This window comes from Lysinibacillus sp. RS10, from assembly GCF_041956855.1.
Taxonomy (GTDB): domain Bacteria; phylum Bacillota; class Bacilli; order Bacillales_A; family Planococcaceae; genus Lysinibacillus; species Lysinibacillus xylanilyticus_A.
Genome location: NZ_CP167122.1, coordinates 19,132 through 42,184, shown reverse-complemented (window position 1 = coordinate 42,184; position 23,053 = coordinate 19,132). Strand labels below are relative to the sequence as shown.

Annotated in this window: 28 protein-coding genes and 2 pseudogenes; 2 read left to right on the top strand and 28 right to left on the bottom strand. The window is 36.5% G+C overall.

The genetic code is table 11. The features are described 5' to 3' along the window. Nucleotides 1-92 precede the first annotated feature (92 nt). Complete coding sequence (locus ACB089_RS00305; protein WP_374964646.1) at nucleotides 93-983, bottom strand: LysR family transcriptional regulator; 891 nt, start codon at nucleotides 981-983, stop codon at nucleotides 93-95. Between the two features lie 377 nt (nucleotides 984-1,360). Between ACB089_RS00305 and ACB089_RS00300 the strand changes: the two genes are divergently transcribed. Next, nucleotides 1,361-1,846, top strand: coding sequence for a nucleoside deaminase (locus ACB089_RS00300; RefSeq protein ID WP_374964645.1), 486 nt, complete (start codon nucleotides 1,361-1,363; stop codon nucleotides 1,844-1,846). A gap of 403 nt (nucleotides 1,847-2,249) precedes the next feature. Here ACB089_RS00300 and rpsI read toward each other — a convergent pair. Both rpsI and ACB089_RS00290 read right to left on the bottom strand, forming a co-directional pair. Continuing rightward, nucleotides 2,250-2,309: pseudogene (rpsI, locus tag ACB089_RS00295) on the bottom strand (30S ribosomal protein S9); the annotation flags it as partial. A gap of 265 nt (nucleotides 2,310-2,574) precedes the next feature. Then, nucleotides 2,575-2,925, bottom strand: coding sequence for a hypothetical protein (locus tag ACB089_RS00290; protein WP_374964644.1), 351 nt, complete (start codon nucleotides 2,923-2,925; stop codon nucleotides 2,575-2,577). A 613-nt stretch (nucleotides 2,926-3,538) separates the two neighbouring features. On the opposite strand from ACB089_RS00290, the gene ACB089_RS00285 reads away from it, so the two are divergent. Next, the gene (locus ACB089_RS00285; protein ID WP_374964642.1) at nucleotides 3,539-4,105 is read left to right on the top strand and encodes a DUF5067 domain-containing protein; all 567 of its coding nucleotides are present in this window, start codon (nucleotides 3,539-3,541) and stop codon (nucleotides 4,103-4,105) included. Nucleotides 4,106-4,398: 293 nt separating this feature from the next. On the opposite strand, the pseudogene ACB089_RS00280 reads toward ACB089_RS00285, so the two are convergent. From ACB089_RS00280 to ACB089_RS00160, 25 genes and pseudogenes are all read right to left on the bottom strand, one after another. Then, nucleotides 4,399-4,846: pseudogene (locus ACB089_RS00280) on the bottom strand (N-acetylmuramoyl-L-alanine amidase family protein); the annotation flags it as partial. Then, nucleotides 4,846-5,103: a phage holin gene (locus ACB089_RS00275; RefSeq protein ID WP_374964641.1), complete on the bottom strand. Its 258-nt coding sequence runs from the start codon at nucleotides 5,101-5,103 to the stop codon at nucleotides 4,846-4,848. The pseudogene ACB089_RS00280 and the gene ACB089_RS00275, both read right to left, overlap by 1 nt. Next, nucleotides 5,093-5,380 (bottom strand): hypothetical protein, encoded by a 288-nt coding sequence (locus ACB089_RS00270; RefSeq protein ID WP_374964640.1) that lies wholly within the window; start codon nucleotides 5,378-5,380, stop codon nucleotides 5,093-5,095. Before ACB089_RS00270 ends, ACB089_RS00275 begins: the two co-directional genes overlap by 11 nt. A 191-nt stretch (nucleotides 5,381-5,571) precedes the next feature. Further along, nucleotides 5,572-5,760, bottom strand: a complete 189-nt coding sequence (locus ACB089_RS00265; RefSeq protein WP_374964638.1) for a hypothetical protein — start codon at nucleotides 5,758-5,760, stop codon at nucleotides 5,572-5,574. A gap of 21 nt (nucleotides 5,761-5,781) precedes the next feature. Continuing rightward, complete coding sequence (locus ACB089_RS00260) at nucleotides 5,782-7,572, bottom strand: phage tail protein (RefSeq protein WP_374964636.1); 1,791 nt, start codon at nucleotides 7,570-7,572, stop codon at nucleotides 5,782-5,784. Nucleotides 7,573-7,602: 30 nt separating this feature from the next. Further along, on the bottom strand, nucleotides 7,603-7,815 hold the full coding sequence (locus ACB089_RS00255; protein WP_374964635.1) for a hypothetical protein: 213 nt from the start codon (nucleotides 7,813-7,815) through the stop codon (nucleotides 7,603-7,605). A gap of 59 nt (nucleotides 7,816-7,874) precedes the next feature. Next, nucleotides 7,875-8,042 (bottom strand): hypothetical protein, encoded by a 168-nt coding sequence (locus ACB089_RS00250; protein WP_374964633.1) that lies wholly within the window; start codon nucleotides 8,040-8,042, stop codon nucleotides 7,875-7,877. Then, the gene (locus ACB089_RS00245; RefSeq protein WP_374964631.1) at nucleotides 8,035-8,421 is read right to left on the bottom strand and encodes a hypothetical protein; all 387 of its coding nucleotides are present in this window, start codon (nucleotides 8,419-8,421) and stop codon (nucleotides 8,035-8,037) included. Before ACB089_RS00245 ends, ACB089_RS00250 begins: the two co-directional genes overlap by 8 nt. 21 nt (nucleotides 8,422-8,442) lie before the next feature. Next, nucleotides 8,443-10,521, bottom strand: a complete 2,079-nt coding sequence (locus ACB089_RS00240) for a collagen-like protein (RefSeq protein ID WP_374964629.1) — start codon at nucleotides 10,519-10,521, stop codon at nucleotides 8,443-8,445. A 12-nt stretch (nucleotides 10,522-10,533) separates the two neighbouring features. Next, complete coding sequence (locus tag ACB089_RS00235) at nucleotides 10,534-11,295, bottom strand: phage tail domain-containing protein (RefSeq protein ID WP_374964627.1); 762 nt, start codon at nucleotides 11,293-11,295, stop codon at nucleotides 10,534-10,536. Continuing rightward, a complete protein-coding gene (locus tag ACB089_RS00230) occupies nucleotides 11,292-15,041 on the bottom strand; it encodes a hypothetical protein (protein WP_374964625.1) in 3,750 nt (1,249 codons plus the stop codon). Before ACB089_RS00230 ends, ACB089_RS00235 begins: the two co-directional genes overlap by 4 nt. Before the next feature lie 18 nt (nucleotides 15,042-15,059). Continuing rightward, nucleotides 15,060-15,728 (bottom strand): Gp15 family bacteriophage protein, encoded by a 669-nt coding sequence (locus ACB089_RS00225; RefSeq protein WP_374964624.1) that lies wholly within the window; start codon nucleotides 15,726-15,728, stop codon nucleotides 15,060-15,062. Then, nucleotides 15,728-16,165, bottom strand: a complete 438-nt coding sequence (locus tag ACB089_RS00220; protein WP_374964623.1) for a hypothetical protein — start codon at nucleotides 16,163-16,165, stop codon at nucleotides 15,728-15,730. Before ACB089_RS00220 ends, ACB089_RS00225 begins: the two co-directional genes overlap by 1 nt. Before the next feature lie 82 nt (nucleotides 16,166-16,247). Continuing rightward, nucleotides 16,248-16,691, bottom strand: a complete 444-nt coding sequence (locus ACB089_RS00215) for a phage tail tube protein (protein ID WP_374964622.1) — start codon at nucleotides 16,689-16,691, stop codon at nucleotides 16,248-16,250. Continuing rightward, nucleotides 16,691-17,074, bottom strand: a complete 384-nt coding sequence (locus ACB089_RS00210; RefSeq protein ID WP_374964620.1) for a minor capsid protein — start codon at nucleotides 17,072-17,074, stop codon at nucleotides 16,691-16,693. The genes ACB089_RS00215 and ACB089_RS00210 overlap by 1 nt, the downstream gene beginning before the upstream one ends. A gap of 5 nt (nucleotides 17,075-17,079) precedes the next feature. Continuing rightward, on the bottom strand, nucleotides 17,080-17,442 hold the full coding sequence (locus ACB089_RS00205; protein WP_374964619.1) for a minor capsid protein: 363 nt from the start codon (nucleotides 17,440-17,442) through the stop codon (nucleotides 17,080-17,082). Beyond that, on the bottom strand, nucleotides 17,439-17,768 hold the full coding sequence (locus ACB089_RS00200) for a putative minor capsid protein (RefSeq protein WP_374964617.1): 330 nt from the start codon (nucleotides 17,766-17,768) through the stop codon (nucleotides 17,439-17,441). Before ACB089_RS00200 ends, ACB089_RS00205 begins: the two co-directional genes overlap by 4 nt. After that, the gene (locus ACB089_RS00195; RefSeq protein WP_374964615.1) at nucleotides 17,761-18,144 is read right to left on the bottom strand and encodes a hypothetical protein; all 384 of its coding nucleotides are present in this window, start codon (nucleotides 18,142-18,144) and stop codon (nucleotides 17,761-17,763) included. The genes ACB089_RS00200 and ACB089_RS00195 overlap by 8 nt, the downstream gene beginning before the upstream one ends. Beyond that, the gene (locus ACB089_RS00190; protein WP_374964614.1) at nucleotides 18,144-18,398 is read right to left on the bottom strand and encodes a hypothetical protein; all 255 of its coding nucleotides are present in this window, start codon (nucleotides 18,396-18,398) and stop codon (nucleotides 18,144-18,146) included. The genes ACB089_RS00195 and ACB089_RS00190 overlap by 1 nt, the downstream gene beginning before the upstream one ends. Nucleotides 18,399-18,412: 14 nt before the next feature. Beyond that, nucleotides 18,413-19,372 carry a capsid protein gene (locus tag ACB089_RS00185; RefSeq protein WP_374964613.1) on the bottom strand — a complete coding sequence of 320 codons (960 nt, stop codon included), beginning with the start codon at nucleotides 19,370-19,372 and terminating at the stop codon, nucleotides 18,413-18,415. Nucleotides 19,373-19,398: 26 nt separating this feature from the next. Beyond that, entirely contained in the window at nucleotides 19,399-19,941 is a 543-nt protein-coding gene (locus ACB089_RS00180) for a phage scaffolding protein (protein WP_374964612.1), read from the bottom strand. Between the two features lie 118 nt (nucleotides 19,942-20,059). Further along, a complete protein-coding gene (locus ACB089_RS00175; RefSeq protein WP_374964610.1) occupies nucleotides 20,060-20,275 on the bottom strand; it encodes a hypothetical protein in 216 nt (71 codons plus the stop codon). A gap of 17 nt (nucleotides 20,276-20,292) precedes the next feature. Then, nucleotides 20,293-21,381 (bottom strand): phage minor capsid protein, encoded by a 1,089-nt coding sequence (locus tag ACB089_RS00170; RefSeq protein ID WP_374964608.1) that lies wholly within the window; start codon nucleotides 21,379-21,381, stop codon nucleotides 20,293-20,295. Further along, a complete protein-coding gene (locus ACB089_RS00165) occupies nucleotides 21,381-21,560 on the bottom strand; it encodes a hypothetical protein (protein ID WP_374964607.1) in 180 nt (59 codons plus the stop codon). The genes ACB089_RS00170 and ACB089_RS00165 overlap by 1 nt, the downstream gene beginning before the upstream one ends. Then, nucleotides 21,550-23,046 carry a phage portal protein gene (locus ACB089_RS00160; RefSeq protein ID WP_374964605.1) on the bottom strand — a complete coding sequence of 499 codons (1,497 nt, stop codon included), beginning with the start codon at nucleotides 23,044-23,046 and terminating at the stop codon, nucleotides 21,550-21,552. Before ACB089_RS00160 ends, ACB089_RS00165 begins: the two co-directional genes overlap by 11 nt. Nucleotides 23,047-23,053: the final 7 nt, after the last annotated feature.

Genomic DNA, 23,053 nt, shown 5'->3' with positions numbered 1-23,053 from the left:
AATACTTGATATATGTTTATTTTTCTAGCATTAAAGAACGCAAAAAACCCGTCACTAAAGTGAAGTGACAAGGTTTTTGAAACTCTATGCAGTTATGTATACAGTTGCAAATGATTTTTTAGTAATTCGATAAAGTGTTCAGCGGTATTGGACAAGCGATAATTCTTCATCCATATTAAACCAACAGGTGACGAAAACTCAGTTGCACCTGAAATTTTATAAGCATGTATAGCATACCCTTTATGACGTTTAAGCAATGTCTCTGGAACAATCGACGTGCAAAAATCAGATGAAATTAAATCCATTAAAAGAGAAATATCTGAGCACTCACCAACTAGATCAGGATTTAAATTCATTCGAGAAAAAGCTTCCAAAATCAAATAATGAACACCTAAACCTTGTGTACTTGGTAGTATAAGCGGATAGTTTTGAATGTCTGTAAGTGTTACTTCATGATTGAACGGTTTCTGTTTATTAGATGTGATGAAATAGAAGGGTTCATTATAAAGATGGACAACTGAAAAGTCATTTAACTCAAGCGGTAATCGAATAATTGCTAACTCAATTACACGATCTCTTACTAATTGACAAAGTACAGCAGACTCATTTTGCTGAATTTTAAACGTCACCTTAGGGTAGTGATTTCGAAATTGATGGAGGATTTCAGGTAACGAAACATCCGAAAACGTATTTACGCCTATCGTTAGTCTACCTTTTACTCCGCTTCCTACTTCCTTCACTTCCATCTTTGCCTCGTCCATTAACTGAATCATTTGTAAAGCATATTTATATAAGGCTTTCCCTGCCTCCGTTACTTCTAAATGTTTTTTGCTTCTCACTATTAATATTGAGCCTAGTTCTTCTTCCATTGCTTTCAATAGTTGACTTAATGGAGGCTGAGAAAGATGCAGTCTCTTCGCAGCAGCTGAAATGCTTTTTTCCTCTACAATTGCAATAAAATATCGCAGTTGTCTTATGTCCATCGAAGAAAACCTCCTTTTATATATGAAAAACTTAAGTAATTGATAGTATTAATATATTTTTTGTTTAAATATCTTCATGTTACCATATTTTTAATGAACGATGAAACGAGAATCGGAAAGAGGCATAACGATTATCCTGCTTCAACGCGGGCATGTTCAATCATGACGCTGATACAAGTATTGGTGATAGAGATGGGATGACACCGTTGCAACGTGCACGAAAACTAGGATTTCATGAAATTCGACAACATATTAATAAAAGTTGGAGCAGAAAATAATAGGTAAAGCTTAGGCAATGGCTCGTTAATTGGAAAGCGTTTATGAAAGTTCATTACTTAATATTGTAAGTTACTTCTAATATTCAAGGAGGATTCAACATGATAAACGAGACAGATTTAAAGCATCTAAGACGCTGTATTGAACTTGCAAAATTTGCTTTGCAGGTTGGAGACGAGCCATTCGGTTCAGTTCTCGTTTCTGCTAACGGAGACGCGCTTGCGGAAGACCATAATCATGTTTCGGGCGGGGATTATACTCAGCATCCGGAATTTGCGCTGGCACGTTGGGCTGCTGAAAACATGACTACTGAAGAGCGAAGCAAGGCAACCGTATACACCTCTGGCGAACATTGCCCAATGTGCGCTGCCGCTCACGGCTGGGTTGGCTTAGGTAGGATTGTTTATGTAAGTTCCTCAAAACAGTTAACACAATGGCTGAATGCAATGGACGTCGTTTATACATCACGTGTACGCAGTTTGCCTATTCATGAAGTCATACGTGATACTACAATAGAAGGCCCTGTTCCTGAGCTTGTGGAGGAAGTTCGTAAACTTCATCGCCAGTTTTATGCGGCGAAGCATTGAACTTATTGTGGAAAGGTTTATGAATAATTCTCATCAGAAAAGCGCGAGAAATCAACGTTTCTAAAATTGATTTCTCGCGCTTTTTAAGGGTTTGGTCAGTTTTGTCCCAGTCCTTTTTCTGTTATAAAAGAAGAATTGTATCTATCTTTTTGGTAGGTATCTGTGACTCCTAATTTAAAGCTACCTGCCATTTTTTATACTTTCTTATCGCATTAACATTTGGGTGCCCCTTTCGCATGAAGTCGGTTGACCAGACCAAACTTTATTGTGCGTTTGGGGTATTTTCTTGTCCATAGCTACCAGCTTGCCAGAACCACTCACATAGCAAAGGGTCTCAAGGCATACAAAAAACCCTTTCCCGACAGAACCGGGAAAGGGCTTGAAAACGTTGATAATCGTATGATTAACGTTTTGAGAACTGAGGTGCACGACGAGCGCCGCGTAGACCTGGTTTTTTACGTTCTTATATGCGTATAAATTCACAGAGCACCACGCTCTATCATTCTCGTTGAAAGTTTTATATTTTTATAACTTTTATAAAATTTCTTTCGTCAATTAACACCAACCTCGTATTATATGTAAGGGTCATAATAGGGTCACTCATATTGTGACCCTATCTTTATAATGTAAGAGTAGAGTTTAACTAGATAATTTAAAATATATAATAATAGAAGAAAGTCACTTGTTTTTTCGAGTGACTTTCTATTTTTCAATTCTAGAGATCAATTCTAGAGATCGTTTGATTTATTGCATAATGTAATATTCATACTTTCCTTTGTAACATCAATACCAAAATTATTCATTTCCTTGTGAATCATCTGGCTATCTTGTAAACCTTGACGGTATGCATATTCTTGCATTATTCGCTCTACAAAATTCCAAGCATATTCTAGATTATTAAGAAGATATCTTTGTCTATCAGTTGTCAATGATTCGTTTAGTAACTCAAATGTCATTCTTCTTTCGTTATCATATTCAATATAAAGTTTGTCTTCATTAGCTTTTTCAAATGCTACTTGGAAAACTCGCTCTTCCATAATTTTAATAAATGCTTTTTGCACAATAGTTTGGTTATGCATAATTTATCCTCCCAGGTATCGAGGACATCCACTTCTAATTGCATTGTTTAAATGGTACAATACATATAGTTTTTGTTGGAGTGAATGTTACTCTGATTATTGCCACATTTCAAGTTGCACCTTGAGATGTGGTTTTTTTCATTTGTCGCTTTTATGGTAGCACTGGAATCATTATATTGGAATGGGTTTCAAGCCCAATTCAAAAATAAATGCAAGGTTATTACAATATTCGACAAAATACCACACAACTAGAGTGAAATAATCGCTACTAATTCACCACTAGGTGTGAGAATAACTTTTTTTACCATTACCCTGCGTTTGCATCTGAACAATCCAAAGAAAGCAAAATTTTCATCTCCTTCTTCCGCGTAAGAATAAACATTTAAAAATTCACAATTAGATCTCATATGTTCAAAATAGTAGATAGCTTTAATGTGTAATGTCTCGATGTCCATACTTTAGTATTTGTGCATTTCACATATTCTAATCGATGAACTATAAATATAGACCATTTCGCTAGTTTAATGCGTTTAAAACAACACTGACAATACTTCCTATTATTGATATAATTTAATTGATACAAATATATACAATGAAGGAGACTACTTTACAAATGAAGAAAACATTAATTTTTAGCACAGCACTAGTATTGTCACTTGGATTAGCTGGATGTGGCGCAGATGAATCAAAGGATGAAAAACCGAAAGAGGAAACTACTACTGCATCTACTGGTGAAAAAGATACAGCTAAAGAAGAGAAAAGTGAAGATGTTTATTTCAAAGACAATGAAGTGAAAATAGAGGATTTGAAAATAAAGATCACTGAAACTAAAGTTATTCCTGTTGGCCAAAAAGGTAATGAACATGGTGAGAAACCAGTATTCGCAATTTGGTATGAAACAACAAACTTAAGTGATAAAGAGATTGATCCAGGAATAGCATGGATAGCTGTATTTACAGCGATTCAGGACAACAATCCAAACGCTGTGAATGAATTAGGAGTTGGGGCATTACCTGACGATAGATTTTTGGAAACACAAATGGAAAATATTAAAAAAGGCGGCACTGTAGAGCATGCCATTGCTTATGAGTTAGATGATTTAGAAACTCCAGTTACATTAGTTGCCAAACAAGGTGCTATGGGTAAAGAGTTAGGTAAACAAGAATATAAAATCAAATAATAAACGTAAAAATGACCAGGCTCACAGAAATTTGTGATTACCTGGTCATTTTGTATCTTATAATGTACGTTTAACTACTGAAATCAGTAAACTTAAAGCTTCGCCATCAGTCATTGAACCTACTCTGTCACTATGATCAATCTTTAAAATACCTCGTTTATGAGTTTCTTTCAGTAATCCTTTTAAATCCTCTTTACCTGTTGACGTTAGTGAATTTGCCATCTTTATTTCCTCCTTTGGTTTAACTGGTGTTGTTTGTTTCATAGCCTGCTCAATTCGTTTCAAGAAGCTATTCCATCGATTTTCACTTAAGATACGATGAGGACAGTATTTTTCGTTCCAGTCTTGATGTTTTTTAACACGATCAATGCCCCAACCATATTGTTTTAATAACTTAGCAATGTACTGCACTGCATTTTCTTCAGCAGCAGCATAACGAGCCCCACCACTTTTGCTGTAGCAAATTTCAACACCAATACTTTGTCTATTCCCTTTACCTTGTCCATCCCCACAATGCCAAGCATTACGGTTGAAAGGTAGAGCTTGAATGACCTCTTTGTCATCGATAGCAACATGATAAGATACTTGGTTACTGTTAGTTATCATGTATTTGACCTCATTAGCTGCTGATGCATCATTAGCAGTATTGTGTACTGTGATGAATTGTGGTGTCATGGCATACGGTGCCTTTATTGGATATTTGCTAGAAGATAATAAATTTTGTTTGAATGTATATGTCATTACTCATCATCCTTTGGTTTGTCATATTGAAGAGCTTGATCACTGTCTGATGTCCCTTGAGTTGTCGGGTCGATGATAATACCCAATAAAGCTAAAATGCTCAGCACGGTCTCAGAAATAGCTGTTACTTGGTCGTTGTAAATCGTAATATCGACATTAAAAATACCTGCTATTTGATTAGCAAGCACGATAAGTAATGCGATTAATGACACCCAAAATTGTTTGTGTTGTAATCGTACTTTCCAGTTAATTTTCATGTGTTAAACCCTCCATTTTATCGATTCGTTTGTGTGCTTGCTTAGATGATTCCTCTACCCGTGTAACGCGTTCACCGAGGACCTGCATTTGTTTCTCGTTAGCTTTAATATCGATTCGGATGTCATCGACACCCTTACTGATATATTGGAGCTGTGCACTCACTTGCGCCGACTGCTTGCCATCATCCTTAATGCTTTTGGTCTTGTTAAGCTGATACCCTTGCACAGCCACTATTAGCGATAAAATCGTTAATACAATCCCTAATTCCACTGTCACTTGCCATCACCTATCCTTTGCCCTATTTAATTAAAATAAACAACGCTGCCAGAAGCATCGAGATTCAGTAACATGTACTGTTGCCCATCTCGATTGCTCTCACAGCACTAAAAATGCATAAAAAATAACGCTAAGCTTTTGCTTGCGTTTACTATCTAACTCACTATTTAAAGGTAATTAATCTCTACCTATTACTCTGATTTTTCTTCTTTCTTTATAGGTATTAATCTTCTAATTTCTTCTTTGTGTAAAATCATATCACCAAAATTTGCAAACATCACATTGGGATTATTTAGGAAAGCTGTTAATTCTCCTGCATTTATATTAGCTCCTGACATATTGAATATTTCACCTGATTTTAATATTAATTGATAGTTCATATCTTAATCTCCGTTTCTATTTTATGCTGGTGTTGCTGCCCAATAACATATATCGTTTCCTCTTTCATCTTTCAAATAACAACGGTTGCTACCATTAAAGAAAACACCGCGTAATCCTGTCACATTAGCATTACTAAAATCAACATTTCTCCAAAAAATAGTTTTGTAAGCTTGAACGTCTAAGTTATTAAATAAGTCTATCAGTATACTACCTGCTCCATCGGATGTAATTGAAGTCATATCAGAAAACGTTATTTTATTAGCACCACTGCCTTGTAACGTTAGATTTCTACCTATTTTCACATCATCATGTATATCTATATTTGCTGAGTTGATATTAACTGAATTTAATGTACCAGTGTTTATTACTCCTAGTTCCCCAGTTATTTCAGACAGTACATTTACTGCACCATGAAGATCGATATTACGTCCGTATATTTGAACACCGGATGAATCCAAATTAATTTTATTGACTATCGTATTACCATTAAAATCTGTTTGGCTAACTTTTAATGATATTTGGTAAGCGTTCTGTGAAATTTCTGATTCTGCTGTACCTACCCTACCATCTAAAGCATCTAGTTCTGCTTTATTGTTAGTAACGGTTTGACTGATACTATCAGCTTTAATATCTATTCTAGCGATTTGTTGCTGGTTATTATTAACCTCAAGTTGAATGTTATCAGCACGTAAATTTATTTTCGCCATTTCATTAGTAATACGGTTGTTCACTGATAAATCAATCTCATCAGCTTTTAAATCTATTTTGGCTATGGATTTATTGATGTTCTCTACTTGTAGCACGATATTATCATTTGTCTGAGAAATTAAAGACCTATATTCGTCTCTATTTTCTTTTAACTGCATTTGCTGACCAACGATAGCATCATACTGGGACTTAGGAAGTTTTGTCCCTAAAACTGCAGAAACAACTATTAACTTACCATCACGAATCATTTTCTTTTGTGCTAAGATACGAGTTTCAAATTCGATGCCCATAGGTTCGTGAATCAGCCAAACTGTCTCACCAAGTTCTCTGTTTACAATCTCTATAGTATCCAGTTCTAGTGTCATATCAGGGTAGTCTTGAATCTGTGATTGAAGGAATGGTAGCATTTCATCTGCGCCACGTAAATCATTACTTTCAACATCATCAGCTTTAATTTCTCCGAATAATGCAACATTAGGTGATTTATAAGTGAAACTAGTACCTTCTGCATCACGACCAGTAACGACGGTTTTTAATGATGTTGAATCTGTTACTTTCGCTATTGTTTTGATGTTCACTTTATATCGATATTGATACAATTCTTTAGGACCAATCTTTTTAGCGATAAGTAAATGCTTGTTAGGCATGATTTTATATTCGCATCCATACAGCTGGCATAAGCCATTTAACAGTTTTAACACGCTGTCATGACCGAAATTCGGTATAAAATAAGTACCACTAACATCAACATTAGTAAATGTCCAACCAGTATTCTTCAATACAAATGCCATAAAGTCGTCGAACTCTTTGGTACCACCGTAAATTTCTTCTTGTCTTTCTCCTCCAAGGTCAAAGAAATTAGCGAAAGCTGTTACCTCGGTACCAAGCATATTCGCTTTTGTTTGCTTGATACGGTACTCCACGCCGTCATACTGTATTAACGATTCATCTATTAAGAATCGATAACCTTCGTTGTCTTTTGTATTCAAGGCAATAAAAGACAGTGTATAAGTGCCGTTAAGCTCCTCATACACTGTTAGATTTTTGTATTTGGTGACAGTTCCACTACCAATTCTTGAAGTTACCTGTATTATAACTACCACCTCCTTTTAATAAAAAATCACCACTCGATTTTATAATCCTGGTACACCCGCAGGTCCTTTTGCATCACCAAGATAATTACCGCCATTTTTTATCCAAGTTATACTCTCCTCAATAGAATATAGGCGTCCCTCTATATTTGATAATATTTGAATAATGCGATTCCCATTCTGCTCTTGGCTACTCATAACAACCTGGAGCAGTTCTTTTACTTCTTTTAGTTCATTTAATACTATTTCGTCCATTATAAAGCTCCTTCCTGGTATTCAAATTTAACCGTCGCTCCTTATGGATTATGGAACAATTAGTTTGCAACAGGAGGCTCATAACCTACTGCTAAATATTCTTTATTTACTTTTTTTAAATTTTCATACACACCTTGTTTTAACTGAGAAGGAACAGTATAGAACTTCATTTTTCCACCAACAACCTTGTTTGTTAAGAATATTAGAATGTATTTTACATCATCCATTTGACACCTCTATATCTTCATCGAACATTTTTAATACAAGTTCTGAAATGATACCGTCATGTAAAGCGATGGATTTCTTTAATTCTGCATTAGTGTTTGAAAGTTGGGTGTTCATTTTAGATAAAGCTAGGTTTTGTTTTTTTAGTAACTCAATAGTTTGTTCTGTTTCAGTAGGTGGAGATGGTTCAACTTTAGTGATTTCATCAATTTCTTCTTGAGTAGCACCTTCAATCCATTTTGTGCCATTCCATTTTGGACGATAAAATAATAATGGTTGTGGTAGTTGAACAGTAATACATTCGTCAGGAACTGACACATCTCCACCGATTACATAGCTATCGACAATATAGCCTTCACTATCTACTTTATATGCGTACATTGTGTGCAAGCCTCCTTTCAATTAAGTAGTCCTAAACGAAACATCTACAAGTACATTGCCTCCGTCAGGAACATATACAGCTAGTAGTCTACCGTCTGTTTCCATGTCTAGATATGTTATTGATTGTGCACCCATCTGAGCCGAACTCTCAAATTTAACTAAAGGTCTATACCCGACAGGTAACGTTGTTATTAATGGTGTTCCTCCATTTCTATCAACCCGTCCTCGTATATGAACAACTCCAAATGCATCTTTATAATACGTTAAGAAATTGCCTGCACGTAAACTCCAACCAGTTCCTAGTACTGCATTTATAGGTGGTGGTAAGGCTAAACTTCTTTGTATAGGATACAGGTTAGTATCAATAAGACCATTAAGTTCATATGTGTTTTGTTGAATGGAATTCAATACATCAAAAGCATTTCCTCTCCATGTCGTATACTCAACATGAACACGAATAGGATTACTTGCACTTCGTTTAAATATACGAATACGGAACATATTATTTTCAACTATCATTTTGTCAACATAGAACTGATTAGCAAAGTACTCTGTAATATTTGTTATTTCTTGCACTTGTCTATGAATAATTCCTACATTTGCTGTTAGATTGTATCTCACAGTTGCTCCACCAGTCGCATCACTATTAGCGAATGTAGATGTAATAGTTAATTCTAAGATTCCATCAATCTCTTTATCAGTAGGTATTGTTATTTCTAGCATCTCCGACTTGATATTGTTATTTTTCCAACCTGTAACCGGAAGTACCCTCTCTGCATAACCTTCACCAAGATTACGAATAATACTACTACCATCATAAGTATTAGGCTGTAGTGCTTTGTCCCACTTATCCTTTTGAGGTTTTAATACGTGGATTTCGTTATTGCCTGTATGATTAGTAACAGTAGTTTGTAGACCGTCTACTTTTTGTTTGATTTCTGTTAAATCAGAGTTTTCTCCAGGCGGCCCTTGTTCTCCTTGAGGACCCTGGATACCTTGGTCACCTTTATCACCTTTGTCACCTTTTGGACCTCTATCACCTTGGTCTCCCTTATCTCCTTTTGGTCCTTTGATTTCACCTACATTATCCCATTGAGAACCTGTCCAAACATAAAGGAAAACACCGATTATATAACCATCACCTAATTCTCCAGAAGGTGGCAACTCACTAACATTGTTTAATGTACCAAGAATTTTAGTAGCTGCACTTTGTTCACCTTGCTCACCTTTTGATGCTAGCAATAACCATGAACCATTCGATATTACTGGCAAAGATGGAGGTGGAGTATCTATGTTATCGTTGATAGCCATAAATGATGAACCGTTTTTGGTTACAATGTTGTTCTTGTGATACTGCGTTGATGCATCCCACTCACCCTTATGTTCGGTGTTGTCAATAAGTAGTTCCATTAACCCTATAGCGGTATTAGCTTCTGCAGTAGTATCCTTAGATTCTTGAAGTGCTGCATTTGTATCTTGAATAACTTTAGTGCTGTCTTGTATTTGTTTCTCCACGATAACATTTTTCGAATCTACAATAGCTGCTTGGTTTTTAGCATAGTCGCCTTGTGTTTTAGCGTATTGCGCAGCGTTATTTGCATCTGTCACCGCATTACCTACATTAGTTGCAGCTTGCTCAGCTTTATCAGCAGCTGCATTAGCCCTAATAGCTGCATCTTCAGCATCTTTTATAGCCTTGCTACCTTCACCTAATACCTGCTGAATAAGGGTCTTATCTTCATCATTTGGAATAATTAAAGATGGATCACGTTCAACTATATAAGTGAATGATAATGTCGAAATACGGACGTTGCCGTTATAAATCTGAACAGTAGCTTTAACTCTTCCAACGATAGAGTTCATTGGTCTGTAAGTACCGAATGTAACCTGATTGGCACCCGTTTTAGTACCTAATACATTAACGTTTATACCATCTGGTCGTTCATGCCCAATTGCAATATACATTGCATCGGTCAAAGTTATTGGTACGTCGTTATCATATAAATCACACACAAATTCCACTGTGTCATTTTGTTTCATCATTGGTTCAGGTGTGTAATTTGGGTTTTTGATGTCCAACTTCATTCTGTATTTATTCACATTTACACCCCTTTATTTAAAGTAATTTCTTGAGTTTATTATCAACTGTGCATTGTTGGCTCCGGTTATGCTTAATACATTTCTACCTGGCTTAAAAGTTATGACAGCTTTGTTTGTCTTATCAAGAACGTTTACACCATTTTTGTATGTTGTGTAATTCTTCAATTCAAGCTTATCGCCAACGACAGTAGATCCGTTGTAACTCCAAACATCACCAGTAGATTTATTTGTAATTTTCGGATTAGAAGTAGCACCAACAATAGTTATGGACATTTCAGCATCATTTCTTTGATCAATTTCATATGTTCCGTTATTCGTATAAATAATATCTTCATTCGATACAGTAAAAGAATCGTGTTCAACGTTAAATGATTCAGCTAAACCACTAGGTAACAAAAATTCTAATGTTAACCTTGCTTTAACACCATTTCCTCTGTCTATCGTGTATGGCTTGCACCTAACACGATATTGTTTCCATAGGTTTATAGATTCAGAGATAATAACTTCTTGTGTTAATCCGAAAACTTCAGCAATTTTCATTTCCGTTCTGCGAAAAGAATCCATGTTATCGTAGTAGAAGTCGAATACAGCTTTTAGAGTTCGTTCATTAACTTTTGAACCCAACACTCTGCTACCTATGCCCATATCTACAGTATCTGTTGCATATTCAAACTGTAATGATGATGGGTCAAAATCAAGCATTTTAAGACCCATCACATCTGTTTGAAACTCGCTGCCATCAGGATGTTTTATTTTTATATAAGGTTTTATCATGTTGGCAAAACAACTCCTTTACTAAACGCTACTTGTAATTGTCGTTGATTTATTCCAGCTTCTAGAATGTCTAACATAGATTCTGCATCTTGCGGATCATTGCCATAATAATTAAGTTCAACTGTTACTGGTGTATGATTAGTTACAGTATTTGTATTAGAAGCAACGGCTTTTCCTCTCACTCCTAAATTACCCGTATCTACAGCACCATCCACCATCGTTTTAACAGAGTAATTAAGGTCATCTTGGTTATCCTCTATACCCATACCAACACCACTTGGAATCCAACGTCCAACTTCTGACGCGAATAGCCTTGATGGAGATTTTATTCCTAAGAAACTTTTAGCTTGATTGATAGCACTGTCCAATAATGACTTCATAGAACCAAATAATTCTTTACCCATTCCAGAAATGCCTTTAATAATGCCTCTGATTATGTCCTTCCCTAAATCAACTGCTTTCTTAGCGATGTCGCTAGCTGCTTTTTTAATAGCGTTCCAGACATCAACAGCGAACGCCTTTGTTAATTCACTGAGGGTCTTTAATACACCTGAAACTAAAGATTTTAGTATTTGCACACCGGCTTCAATGATTTTAGGAAGGTTTTGAATTATTGCTTGAGCGATAGTAGTAATTAATTTTAGTGCTAATTGAATTAATTCAGGTAAAATTTTTAAAACGCCATCAATAAGAGCCTTAAGAATTTTCACACCAGCTTCGATAATCTTCGGTAGATTTTGAATAATCGTTTCAACTATTTTAACTATAAGTTTCAACGATGTTTCAATTAATTTAGGAATTATTTTCACTATACCATCTATTAATGAAGTTAATATTTTAACACCAGCTTCAATGATTTTAGGTAAGTTCTGAATAATTGTTTCTATTATCTTAGTGATAAGATTAATAGCAGCATCTATTAATTTTGGTAAAGTTTCAACTATACCGTCAATTAATGCCATAAGAACAGCGATACCAGCATCTATAATCATAGGCAGTGACGTTATTATCGTATCCAGTAAAGTGGTTACAACAGACACTATAACGTCAATAAGTGCGGGCAACGTATTCACAATTCCGTCAATCAATGTCATCAATATATCTATACCACATTGAAGTAATTGAGGTATTAAAGTGACCAATGTGTCAATTATCATAAGACCTAAATCTAACACCGTTTGAATGAGTACTGGCAACACTTGTACAATGCCATCTAACAACGCTGTGAATAAAGCTAACCCCGTTTGCATTAACAGTGGTAACAAAGCAGGTATGATAGATGTTATCCCTGTTATCAATGCATTGAGCAAGTCCATACCAGCTTGAATAATGATAGGTAGAGACGTAGTTAAGTTAGTTACAAACGTTTGAATAACATTTAACACAACTTGAACGATCATAGGTAACGATTGAATAATTCCGTTAATTAGATTTGTTAGAATTTCCATACCTTTATTCAAGAAAGTAGGTAATTGTGTAGTTATAAAGTTCGTTATGTTGTTCAGCATCGTAACGAACACGTTAGACACCGTTTCAATACCTGGTATAAGCACATTTGCTATCTCAGGCATAAACCTAGCCACTGTAATTAATAATCCAGGTAAACCACCTAGCATGAATGCTGCAATAGTAGGTAACAGTTGCACGAATATATCCATTATCATCGGTAAATTAGATACAATGCCATCGATTATAGACTGAATGATATTAGATCCTATTTCTAAAAACTTAGGTAAGTTAGTAGATAGGTAACTAATAACGGTTGTTATGATTTCTGATGCAATAGATGATAAGTTTGATAACACACTAGTTATACCAGCAATTATGTTGTGTATTATGTCTGCGCCTGTTGCCATCACTTCTGGACCTAATGTTTTGAATAGGCTAGTGAAATGAGTAATGATTTCTGTTGCTGAATTATACAATGCTGTAGATACACTAACAATGCCATCGATAATTGCTTGCACAATGGAAACTCCAGCATTGAACAACGCTGGTAGCAAGATAGAGAATGAATTAATAAGAGACGTCACTAATTCTGTTCCAGCTTGATAAAAGTTAACAGCAAATGCTCCGATACCACTAAGAATACTCATAAACATAGCACCAAAAGATTCAACAGCGGCTGGAGATCCGTTGATAAAACCTTGAGCTAAATTAGTAACGAACTCTGTGCCTTTAGCTATGAACTCTGTAGTGAATGTTCCTATAGCAGTAACCATATTAGTAACTATGTCTTGAATAGCTTGTACCATCATGCTTGCTTTAGATGTAATAGCAGTAGCCATAGCTGGCACCATTTCAGCGAACGCAGCAACAGCATTAGGTATGCTTGTTGTAATGAAAGTAGAAATCGACGTAAACATGTTTTTAAACGCTGTAGTTACACTTGTTGCTAAGTTAGTGAAGATGTTACCAAGTGCAGTAAAATCTCCGTGTATAGCATCATTTATAGCGCTCACGAAAGTAGTGAATGCATTTTTAGCGAAGTTAAAAGCAGGAACTAATATAGACGTCAATGCATTAGATGCCCATTGCACACCACTAGCAAAACCTTCCCACAATCCAGTGACAACGTTTCTAAAACCTTCGCAATTTTTCCATAACAATACCACAGCAGCAGCTCCGGCAGTTATCGCAGCAGCAGTAGCTAGTAATGGTCCAGCCATTGCAGCTAATCCAGTTACGATAGGCATTACTATGAAACTAACAGATGCCCATGCAGCCATATACCCTTTTATTAATGGTATACCTAACGCTAATGGTGATAGTACTAAAGCTAGAACTGGTATAAGCATCAAGAATCCTTGAATGATTTTAGCTATAACTGGATGAGCTTCGTTAAACGCTATAGTCATTTCTGCTATGACGGTTATAAATTTATAAATCGCCATTGATACAGCAGCAAACACATCTACCATAGGTTGCAAAGCTTCCCTGACTTTTTTCGTCATGTTAGAGAAGGTTTCTTCGTATCCTGCCACGCTTTCTTTAGCAGCTTTATGCAAAGAACCAAACATTAAAGCAGTGGCGGCAGCCGCAGCCATAGCTATCATAGGCAAAGCTTGTAGTTGAACACCTATTTGTCTAATTAAGTCGTTAAGCTCTTTAGCATTAGCTGTAGGCCCTAGCATAGATACAGCTATTACAGCTGGGTCACCAGCCTTAGCTATTTCATTAAGACCGTTAGCCATTGATAGAAATCCATTACTAAGACTGTATACTGGGTTTTTAAGGTTGCTAAACGTTTTTTGAACTTTAGATGCAGTAGATGATAACGCAAGCATTTCACCAGCTTGTCTATGAATAGCATCTCGAGCCATAGTATTAGCTGCCATCATTTCATCGTTAAGTTTCTTTTGAGCTTCACCTTGTTGTCTCATTTGATTTAAGAATTCCTGATTAGTTCCTTGGAAGTCGTTAGCCGCTTTAGACATCTTATAGAATCCGTATTCTACTTCAACCTGTCTATCAACAAACTGATACATAGCTTTTTGTTGTTCTCTGCTATGATTCCGCATTTCTTCCATCATAGCTCTAGATTCACTAGACATTTGTTTGCTCATACGTTGATATGAACGTTCCATCTGTCTAGTTCCTCTTTCAAATTCCCTAGACATTGCATCGCCAGTTTGTGGCATATTCTTCGCTAAAGCTTCAATTTCCTTTTGAACACGTTGCATATCTCGTCTTACGTTGGAGGAATCTACCCTGGTATCAATATTAACTGAACCATCTGACGCCATATAATCATCCTCCTTTCGTTATTTTTTATTTCTATCCTGTTGTTCCTTGTACGCTTTCTTTCTAGCTTCAAGTTGTTTTGCATAGATAGCAGCTTGTCTAGCTTCGATAAGAGGTTTTGCTGATTTAAGCATGTATTTCTCTTTCATACTCCTAATGCGCTTTATTTCATCAGCATTATGTTTGTCGCTTTTAGGAACTGAACATGTTCTGTAATGTAGAGCTTTGCCCATAGGTGTTTCATCTGAAAGATTGTTAAATAGAGCTATGAATTTGTACCACGACAACTTTCCTTGCTGCTCAAATAAATCCATGTTGTAGTCCATTAAAAAAGATGCGTATATGTACTCCGCATCTTCAGTAAAATCGTATGTTGGTATTGGCACATTGAATGGATCGTTAGCATCTTCTTCGCTTGGTTCAGGAGCTTTTTTATCAAGGTCGATGTTTAACTTTTCTCTCAAAATATCCTTAATTAATTCGAATATTCGTTCACCATTCAATTGCTTTAGTATCGCATGGTTAATAACAAGCATCTCTATTGCAATGTCATATTTCATGTATGGTGATACACTCTTGTCGCCAAAAAGCTCGAATAACAAAAGAACGTTATCAAAAGCAAGGTTTAGATCTATGTCTACACCGTGCCATCTGATAACGTCATCACGTCTAGTTGTTAAATTAAACATTACTGTTTAGCGTTTGATAAATATTTTGAGCGAGCTTCTTCTACAACAGTTTCTGCTTCACCGCTAATTAATTTAGCCAAGAAATGACAAACTCCCATCATGCGAATATTTGAACGACCTGATTTTTCATAAAGCTCTGTGTAACCTTCTTCACCAACGAACACAGATACAAAGTCTTTAACTAAAGCATGTTGAATATCGAAAAGATCACTGATTTCTTTTTCACCACACGTATCGAAGTCCAATCCCTTTGACAATCGCTCAGTTTCTTTATAGTTCTCGCGGAACTTCACTAGAGACAGTTGATAACGCTTGTACGCTTCATCATCAAAAGGAATCGTATAGTCCTTGCCAGCTAACGTAACTACCTTGTCAACTTGTCCACCTGACTCAAAATCAAAGTTAAATACATTATTCTTTTTAGTTTCTTCACTCATGGTATATTCTCCATTCTGTTTATATTATGTCGTCGGTTCATTTACATCCAAATCTTGTTCAGTTCCCCCAGTAGGGGGTAGTTCAGGGTGTTGTTGGTGCTTCGACAAATTCAGGTTGGCCATCAAACGAAATAGTGAATGAAATTTCACCTTTCGCATTCGCGTCGCCACCAGGTAGTTTAATTTCCGAGATAGTTGCAGGACCTTGCCATTTGTCGCCATTTGGTTCTGTTACTGTGAAAAATGCTTTGCGATCAGGACCAGTTTTGTTAGCAAGAGACATAATGAAGTCTTGAGCTGGATCACCATAATAACGATGTCCTTCAAATCCATAACTTAACATGAAGCCTGTAATATCACGAGATGCTGCACCACCATTGTTATAGTAGTACGTTTCTTCTGATTCTTCATTGTTATCAGGATCTACAGATGTGATACCTTCACCGATATCCATTGTAGGGTCACTTTGTGTTGCGTTTAGTTTTTTAATACCGAAACGATAATTATGGTTTAATAAAAACGACATTAAATCATCTCCAATTCTGCTCTAAATAGAGCTGTATATATAAATTCACTTGCACTTGTTTTTTCAACCCAATTTGGTTCTACATAGCACTCGCAGACAATGAGTTTAAAGTCACTAGCATGTAAATCTTCATCGCTTAAATCAAGTGCATCACGTATTTCACCAAGTGCGTCACAAGCTTTTACTTGATTCTTGCTTTTGGTTTTCATCTGAAACTGAACATTTCTGATTTCACCTTTAAACATCTTTTTAGCAGGCGGTACAGGTATAAAATTAAAAGAAATAGATTCAGTAGATGTATCTAATAAATCGAATTTGAGTGGTGCATATAACAATCCTGCCCCTTTGAGATGGTCTGTTACTGCATAAAAAAATGACATCATAAGCGTTACCTCTTGAATTCTTCGTCATAGACTTCCTGCATAAGCCTTGTCCAATCATGTACATGCAAAGCTTTAGCTGCCTCAAACCATAGCCCTTGAGCATTTGGATTAGAATCTTTACTGAAGTCGTATTGCGGATTGTAATAAAGCCTACGAGCATAAGGTGTTTGCCACGTAACTTCTCCACTACCAAACACCGTGTGAGTCAATGCTGAACCTTCCAAATCACTTGTATCCTTTGGGATAAAAAAGTTACTGTCCTTCACAACTTGCTGATCTAGTATGAATTGAGCTTTTTCTTTCGCTCTATCCATCTTTTTCATGATTTCATCAATGTTCAAATCGACATCTACATTTATCCGTATCACAGAATCAACTCCCAGTGATGTGGTGTGTTGTTCATTGCATAAAGCGTATCGACAACATGCACGTAGTATTCTTTGCCATTGAATACGATTTTTGATTTCTCTAAGAAGTTAGGAATAGGATTAGAGAATGTTGAATCTACGAATAATGTCGCTTTTGATGTAACACTCTCACCATTGCTATTCGTTACCACTTTGCTAGATGGCTCCACTCGAACATTATTAATTGTTACAGAATCCTTATACGAATCTTGGAACTGTCCTTCTGGATCATATTCGTGATACTCGACTGTGTGAATCAGTAAATGTAAAGGTATCGGTTTAACCACATGTAGCAACCCCTCTGTATAACAGCCCTGTACACTTCAAATAAGCCATTGCATTGTCACTGATAGTTTTATCAGGTGTTTTACTAGAAGCCAATGAATCGTAAGAGAATTTACCGATAGACACGTCAGTAACTGATGATTGCATCATAGCCATACCACCATTCACATGTAGGTATTCCACTTGAGCAGCAGTAGCCTTTTTCACACGTTGTTGAAACGCTGGAAACAAATTATCAAAGCCGATAGATTCAATTTTGTAGTTTGTTACTTGGTCAATCATGTCTGAAGCACGTCCAACTAAAGAAGAAAAGACGTCCTCGCTAAGAGAAACGCCTTTGAATTCGTCTGTATAAAATTGATAGTCGATGTATAACATTAAGCATCAGCCTTCTTTGCTTTAACAAGTTCAGCTTTTAACGATTTAACCTCCGCCTTCAATGATTCATTTTCTTCAACAACATCTACATATTCAGAATAAGAAACCGTTTTTCCACCAGTAGCACGTTTAACGATTTCATAATCAGTACCAGCTTTATTTAATTCCACTTCGTCATAACCTTGTTTTAGATATGTTGTAACGGATGATTCTTCAACTGTTAACACTCTATTTTCCTTTTTTACAATAGGCATACTTTATCCCTCCATTAAGGCGTTGTTACAAACAACATACCCTCTGATTTTGTGTCAAAGCCAAATACATCGTTATAAGAACGCTCAAAGTAGAAGTATTTACCTGCCGTTTTAGCAGAAGGTGAATCTAATGAAACGAAAGCGTACTTTTCTGGTGCTGCCATACAAGATGGATGAATAAGTAACATAGTAATTTGTTTTGCAGTCGGGTCCACTACTGCACCATTAGAGAAGTTGTAAAGTGTTTTCATACGTGCTGATGGCACTGATATTAATTCAACTTCATCAAGACGTTCAACACCACGTGAAATAACACCGTTGTTGTTCTGTACACTCATGCTACGACCAATTTGTTGAGCTTGTTTAAGCGCAGTCTTGATTGTAGGTGTAACGTACATGATACGGCCCTCTTGAGGTACCTCATTTTCATCCATACGTTCCATCAATTCATCGAAAACCGTAAGTGCATTAGCTGCTGTGATAGCTACAGATTTGTTACCTGCGCCACTATCGATACGAGTCTTTTCAGCAAATAGACGTGAGATCATGTATTTGTCGTTTTCGGGAATCTTTTCTTCATCGTTATATACCTTAGTGATATTAGCGATAGATGCAGCTAGATTCGTTTCATCAATGTCCATTGGATCAATTAATGTATCCCAGTAACGGTCATTAGTTAATTGCTTTGTCTCCCAATCGTTTTCAAAGTTACGACCTGGAGTTGTCACCGTGTCACGACCGTAGTCTTTACGACCACTTGTAATTGTCAGTTTCGGTAATTTGATTGTGTTTGCATTGATGAATTTCACAAGTGCATTTGAAGGTGAATTCCAAAGCTTTTCAAAATATAAACGTCCCGGGTAGCGTTGTTGTAACGCTCGTTGATAGTTTTCAGCGTAATTAAGTGGTGCAGCAAACATTTGGATGTCTAAAGACATCAACATTGCCATTTGTACTTTTTGTTTTGTTGTCATAGAAAAATTCCCTCCGATTTGATTAATTATTTGAATGCAGCCATCCATGATTCTGCATCCGTTGGTGTTCCTGGTGGAGTATGTTCACCATTGCTCCAAGAAGGCGGCTGTTGTTGCTGTTGTTCTCCAGCAAATAAATAAGCATCAGATTGCTTAAGAGCTTCTAATTGCTCCATTAAGCCTTCTAATGCTTCGCCGTTTAATTTAATTTTCTCCATATCAAGTAGAGCCTTTACTGATTTAGGATTGTGTACTTTCGCATCTTTCAAAGCACTGTCTAGAGCGAATGCACGTTGTTGCTCTGTAAGCTCAGATTGATATTTTTCTGTAGCTGTTTTGTTGTCGTTCTGCAGTTGTTGAATTTGTTGTAACAACGCTTCATTACCTGCTGCTTTTGGCTTTAATTCTTCTAACTGTGTATCACGTTCAACGATAGTATCGTTAGCTGTTTTTAGTTCCTTAATTTTATCGTCAAGACGAGTTTTAGGAACCATTGTGCCAAAACCATCTACAACCTGTTGTGCTTGCTCATCTGTTAAACCTAATGCGATTAATTGCTCTTTATTCATGTCTATTTTCCTCCTAATTCGTTTTTATCGTGTAACGACACGTTTAGGTATTAGACACTTGCTCTTTAACGTCTACAAGCGCTAAAAAGACGAAAATAAAAAGCCGTATCTCTACGACTTATACTTGAACATCTTTTGTGTTTTCTTTATTCTCATGTTGTTCTAGCAAACTTTTTAAAAATGTATTTATCTCATGATTTGCATTAGGACCAATCAATGATATTGGAATTCGTAGTGTTTTACCTACTGTTCCGCGTTCTGTTGATTCCATATAATCTAAATAAACCATTGGTGTACCGTTTTCTACATAAAAATGAGCTTCTTTAATGTTCATTTCAATACCTCCATTTACTAGACTATTTGTTCTCTATTATACCTACGAGTACGCTTTGTGTCTTCTATAAAGTCACGCATCTGCGATTGTCGTTGACGTACTTTAGCTTTCGCTGCCTTGATTTGTTCTGCATCACCCAAAGCCTCGTACATCTTCAATTGCTTTTTGGCATCTCGGATGTTTCGCTCTAGCTTTCTTTGCTGTTGTGATTGTTTATAAGCTTTATCAACCGTAGCCTCTGGATATGGCTCATAAGTCTTTCTAGACTTACCTTCGATGTACGCATAAATCTTGTGGCGACAATTAATACCAAGTAATCCATCAGCTTCACCATAAGTTGATGTAGACCACGCTGGATACTTCTTCGACTTACCACTCAAGGAATATATTTTACCTTGGCATATTGCGCACTTTGGACGCGCATCGATGTGGCTTGATACTTCGATTAGATCAACATCAAACTCTTTGAAGCGTTCTAGCTGCATGTCATTAGCTACATTGTTAGTAGTTGAACGAATAACTGTATTAACGTAACCTTCAACACTCCACTTCTTACCTGCCTTATCAACTAATGCCGGAATACCGTGTTTGGCCCATTCAGCAGCAGTTTCAGCCAAGGCTTTTTGTGGTGTAGTAACACCAGCTAACACCTTACCAACTGTGTTATTAATAATCGTTGTGTAAATCTGTTTAGACTGCGCTAGCATTGTTGAATTAATTAGATTGAATAAATCCTTCGCCTGTTGTGCATATGTGCTTAAAATGGATACTAGTGACACTGATGATGCAGACGATGCTGGTTGAACTGCTGTACCTGCTATTACTGCTGTCTGTAGGTCTGTATCCACTTCGCTAACTGCACTATATCCAGCCTGTTCTAACAGCTCGATAAGTGTATCTAATGCCACTCCTGACTTCTTAGCAATGACTATCAAATTCTCCTGAGACAACTTACCTAACATCGATAAAGCTTCAATCTGCCACGCTATGATGTCATCCTCAATGCCTGTTTTTGGCTTTTGAAGATACTTAGCCATGTTGTCTAGTATTTCAGCCTCGATCGAGAGAAAGACTTCTAGAATTGCTAACGAAAGTTGTTCATTCACTATTCATCAACTCGTTCGATATAAAACACATGATCACAAGGAGCTATAAACAAAGTATTTTCATTCTTGTCTGCTAACTCGTATTCTGAACCATTATTACGGATGTATTCTACGTTATCAATAACTCTTTCAAAGCTATTTTCATTAGTCGGAAACCACAACAATACCTTATACTTCATCACCTTTACCCCCTTTGTTTTTACCTATCAAATCAAGTAAATCTTCTTCACCAATTTGCGATTCTTCTTTAATGCGCTTTAACTTCTCTTCTGCTTCTGCATCAGTGATTTTGTAAATCTTCACCATTGCATCAACTTTGCTTTGCAACCCATTTCCGAGCAGTAAAATTTGCTTGTTAATCTCAGCAGTAGCATCTTCTGCAATTGAATCATCGAATTGAACAGTAACATCATAATCAGTTGGCGGTGTGTATAATTTGTATATCTGGGCCACAACACCAATACATTCGATTAGATCAGCAATTCCTTGTTCAATAACATTTTCGTGCGATTGTTTAGTACGGAATGTTTCAGACTGCTCACTTACAACCTCAGTCGCTGTCTTCATGCTTTGACCATTGAAGTTGAAAGAACCTGCAGAAAACCCTAATTGTGTAGCAAATCGATCTAAGAATGAATTGATACCATCAATATGTTCCTGAGTTCTTAATGTGCTATTGATTTCAGTTATTTTACCGTCATCCATATCGCCAATGCCAAAGGCCTCGTAAGTTTCGTCTGTAGCATCAAAATAACGTTGTTCTGTACCTGTTTTTGGGTCAATTACTTGTTTAATTGCAGTGTTTGGAACGATAATACGTTTACGTCCAAGACGAAATTCTCTTTGTAATGAATCAAATGCAATATCAATGCTCTTGAGTGTGTCATAAGCATTTGCATAAATTGAAATGCCCAAAGGTACAGTCGAATCTACGTTATTCGCTAGGTTCGGTTTGAAATAAGAGAACAACGGACGTTTGACATTGCTGTCTTCAAACCTTTCAGCAAGATCTTTAAACACTGTGCTCAATGCAACTTTAGTTCCTAAATCTTGACCATTAGTGCTTTCGTAAAGCTTATTTTCGATAATGTACTTGCCGTCTTCAAACGTATGCCATTCAAGAAGAGTGTACTTTTTGCCATCATTATTAATCTCAGACACAAAAACACCCTCCATAATCCGTGTATTATCCCACGAAATCGGAAGGAAGCAATCTGCTGTAACGTATGAAAGTTTGACTTTACCATCTTCAACATACGGTTTGATAACCATGCCGCCTTGAGCAAACATGAACTCTAAGTACTGTTGGAAGTTACCGTTAAAGTTGTTGTCTTTGAATACACCTTCTATAAAGTCGTTGTATCCATCATCAGAAACACTAACATCACAACGTTCATTGAATATTAGTGTTGCTAACTTTTGAGCTGCTATCTTAGGCATGTTTAACGTAGCCATACGACGTTTCTTTTGACCATCGATTGTACAATACTCAACATCATGCATATCTCCATAGTAACCTTGGTGGAGCGACCTCCACTTCAAGATATTACTGTAGTACTCATCGCTCAAACTAATCTTCTTATGGTCAGTGACCTGTTCGAGCTTCTTGATTAACCCCATTCTAGTCATCACCCCTTTCATCCAGTTGATTGCTTTGTTGAACATGTCATCA

Coding starts and splice junctions, on each gene's coding strand:
- ACB089_RS00175 (WP_374964610.1), bottom strand. CDS start 20,275: ATGAACATTAAAGAAGCTCATTTTTATGTAGAAAACGGTACACCAATG.
- ACB089_RS00300 (WP_374964645.1), top strand. CDS start 1,361: ATGATAAACGAGACAGATTTAAAGCATCTAAGACGCTGTATTGAACTT.
- ACB089_RS00245 (WP_374964631.1), bottom strand. CDS start 8,421: ATGTACGCATATAAAGTAGATAGTGAAGGCTATATTGTCGATAGCTAT.
- ACB089_RS00305 (WP_374964646.1), bottom strand. CDS start 983: ATGGACATAAGACAACTGCGATATTTTATTGCAATTGTAGAGGAAAAA.
- ACB089_RS00160 (WP_374964605.1), bottom strand. CDS start 23,046: ATGTTCAACAAAGCAATCAACTGGATGAAAGGGGTGATGACTAGAATG.
- ACB089_RS00225 (WP_374964624.1), bottom strand. CDS start 15,728: ATGTTTAATTTAACAACTAGACGTGATGACGTTATCAGATGGCACGGT.
- ACB089_RS00235 (WP_374964627.1), bottom strand. CDS start 11,295: ATGATAAAACCTTATATAAAAATAAAACATCCTGATGGCAGCGAGTTT.
- ACB089_RS00165 (WP_374964607.1), bottom strand. CDS start 21,560: ATGAAGTATAAGGTATTGTTGTGGTTTCCGACTAATGAAAATAGCTTT.
- ACB089_RS00210 (WP_374964620.1), bottom strand. CDS start 17,074: ATGATGTCATTTTTTTATGCAGTAACAGACCATCTCAAAGGGGCAGGA.
- ACB089_RS00230 (WP_374964625.1), bottom strand. CDS start 15,041: ATGGCGTCAGATGGTTCAGTTAATATTGATACCAGGGTAGATTCCTCC.
- ACB089_RS00220 (WP_374964623.1), bottom strand. CDS start 16,165: ATGAGTGAAGAAACTAAAAAGAATAATGTATTTAACTTTGATTTTGAG.
- ACB089_RS00255 (WP_374964635.1), bottom strand. CDS start 7,815: ATGGACGAAATAGTATTAAATGAACTAAAAGAAGTAAAAGAACTGCTC.
- ACB089_RS00190 (WP_374964614.1), bottom strand. CDS start 18,398: ATGCCTATTGTAAAAAAGGAAAATAGAGTGTTAACAGTTGAAGAATCA.
- ACB089_RS00275 (WP_374964641.1), bottom strand. CDS start 5,103: ATGAAAATTAACTGGAAAGTACGATTACAACACAAACAATTTTGGGTG.
- ACB089_RS00250 (WP_374964633.1), bottom strand. CDS start 8,042: ATGGATGATGTAAAATACATTCTAATATTCTTAACAAACAAGGTTGTT.
- ACB089_RS00195 (WP_374964615.1), bottom strand. CDS start 18,144: ATGTTATACATCGACTATCAATTTTATACAGACGAATTCAAAGGCGTT.
- ACB089_RS00215 (WP_374964622.1), bottom strand. CDS start 16,691: ATGTCGTTTTTATTAAACCATAATTATCGTTTCGGTATTAAAAAACTA.
- ACB089_RS00185 (WP_374964613.1), bottom strand. CDS start 19,372: ATGACAACAAAACAAAAAGTACAAATGGCAATGTTGATGTCTTTAGAC.
- ACB089_RS00265 (WP_374964638.1), bottom strand. CDS start 5,760: ATGAACTATCAATTAATATTAAAATCAGGTGAAATATTCAATATGTCA.
- ACB089_RS00290 (WP_374964644.1), bottom strand. CDS start 2,925: ATGCATAACCAAACTATTGTGCAAAAAGCATTTATTAAAATTATGGAA.
- ACB089_RS00285 (WP_374964642.1), top strand. CDS start 3,539: ATGAAGAAAACATTAATTTTTAGCACAGCACTAGTATTGTCACTTGGA.
- ACB089_RS00180 (WP_374964612.1), bottom strand. CDS start 19,941: ATGAATAAAGAGCAATTAATCGCATTAGGTTTAACAGATGAGCAAGCA.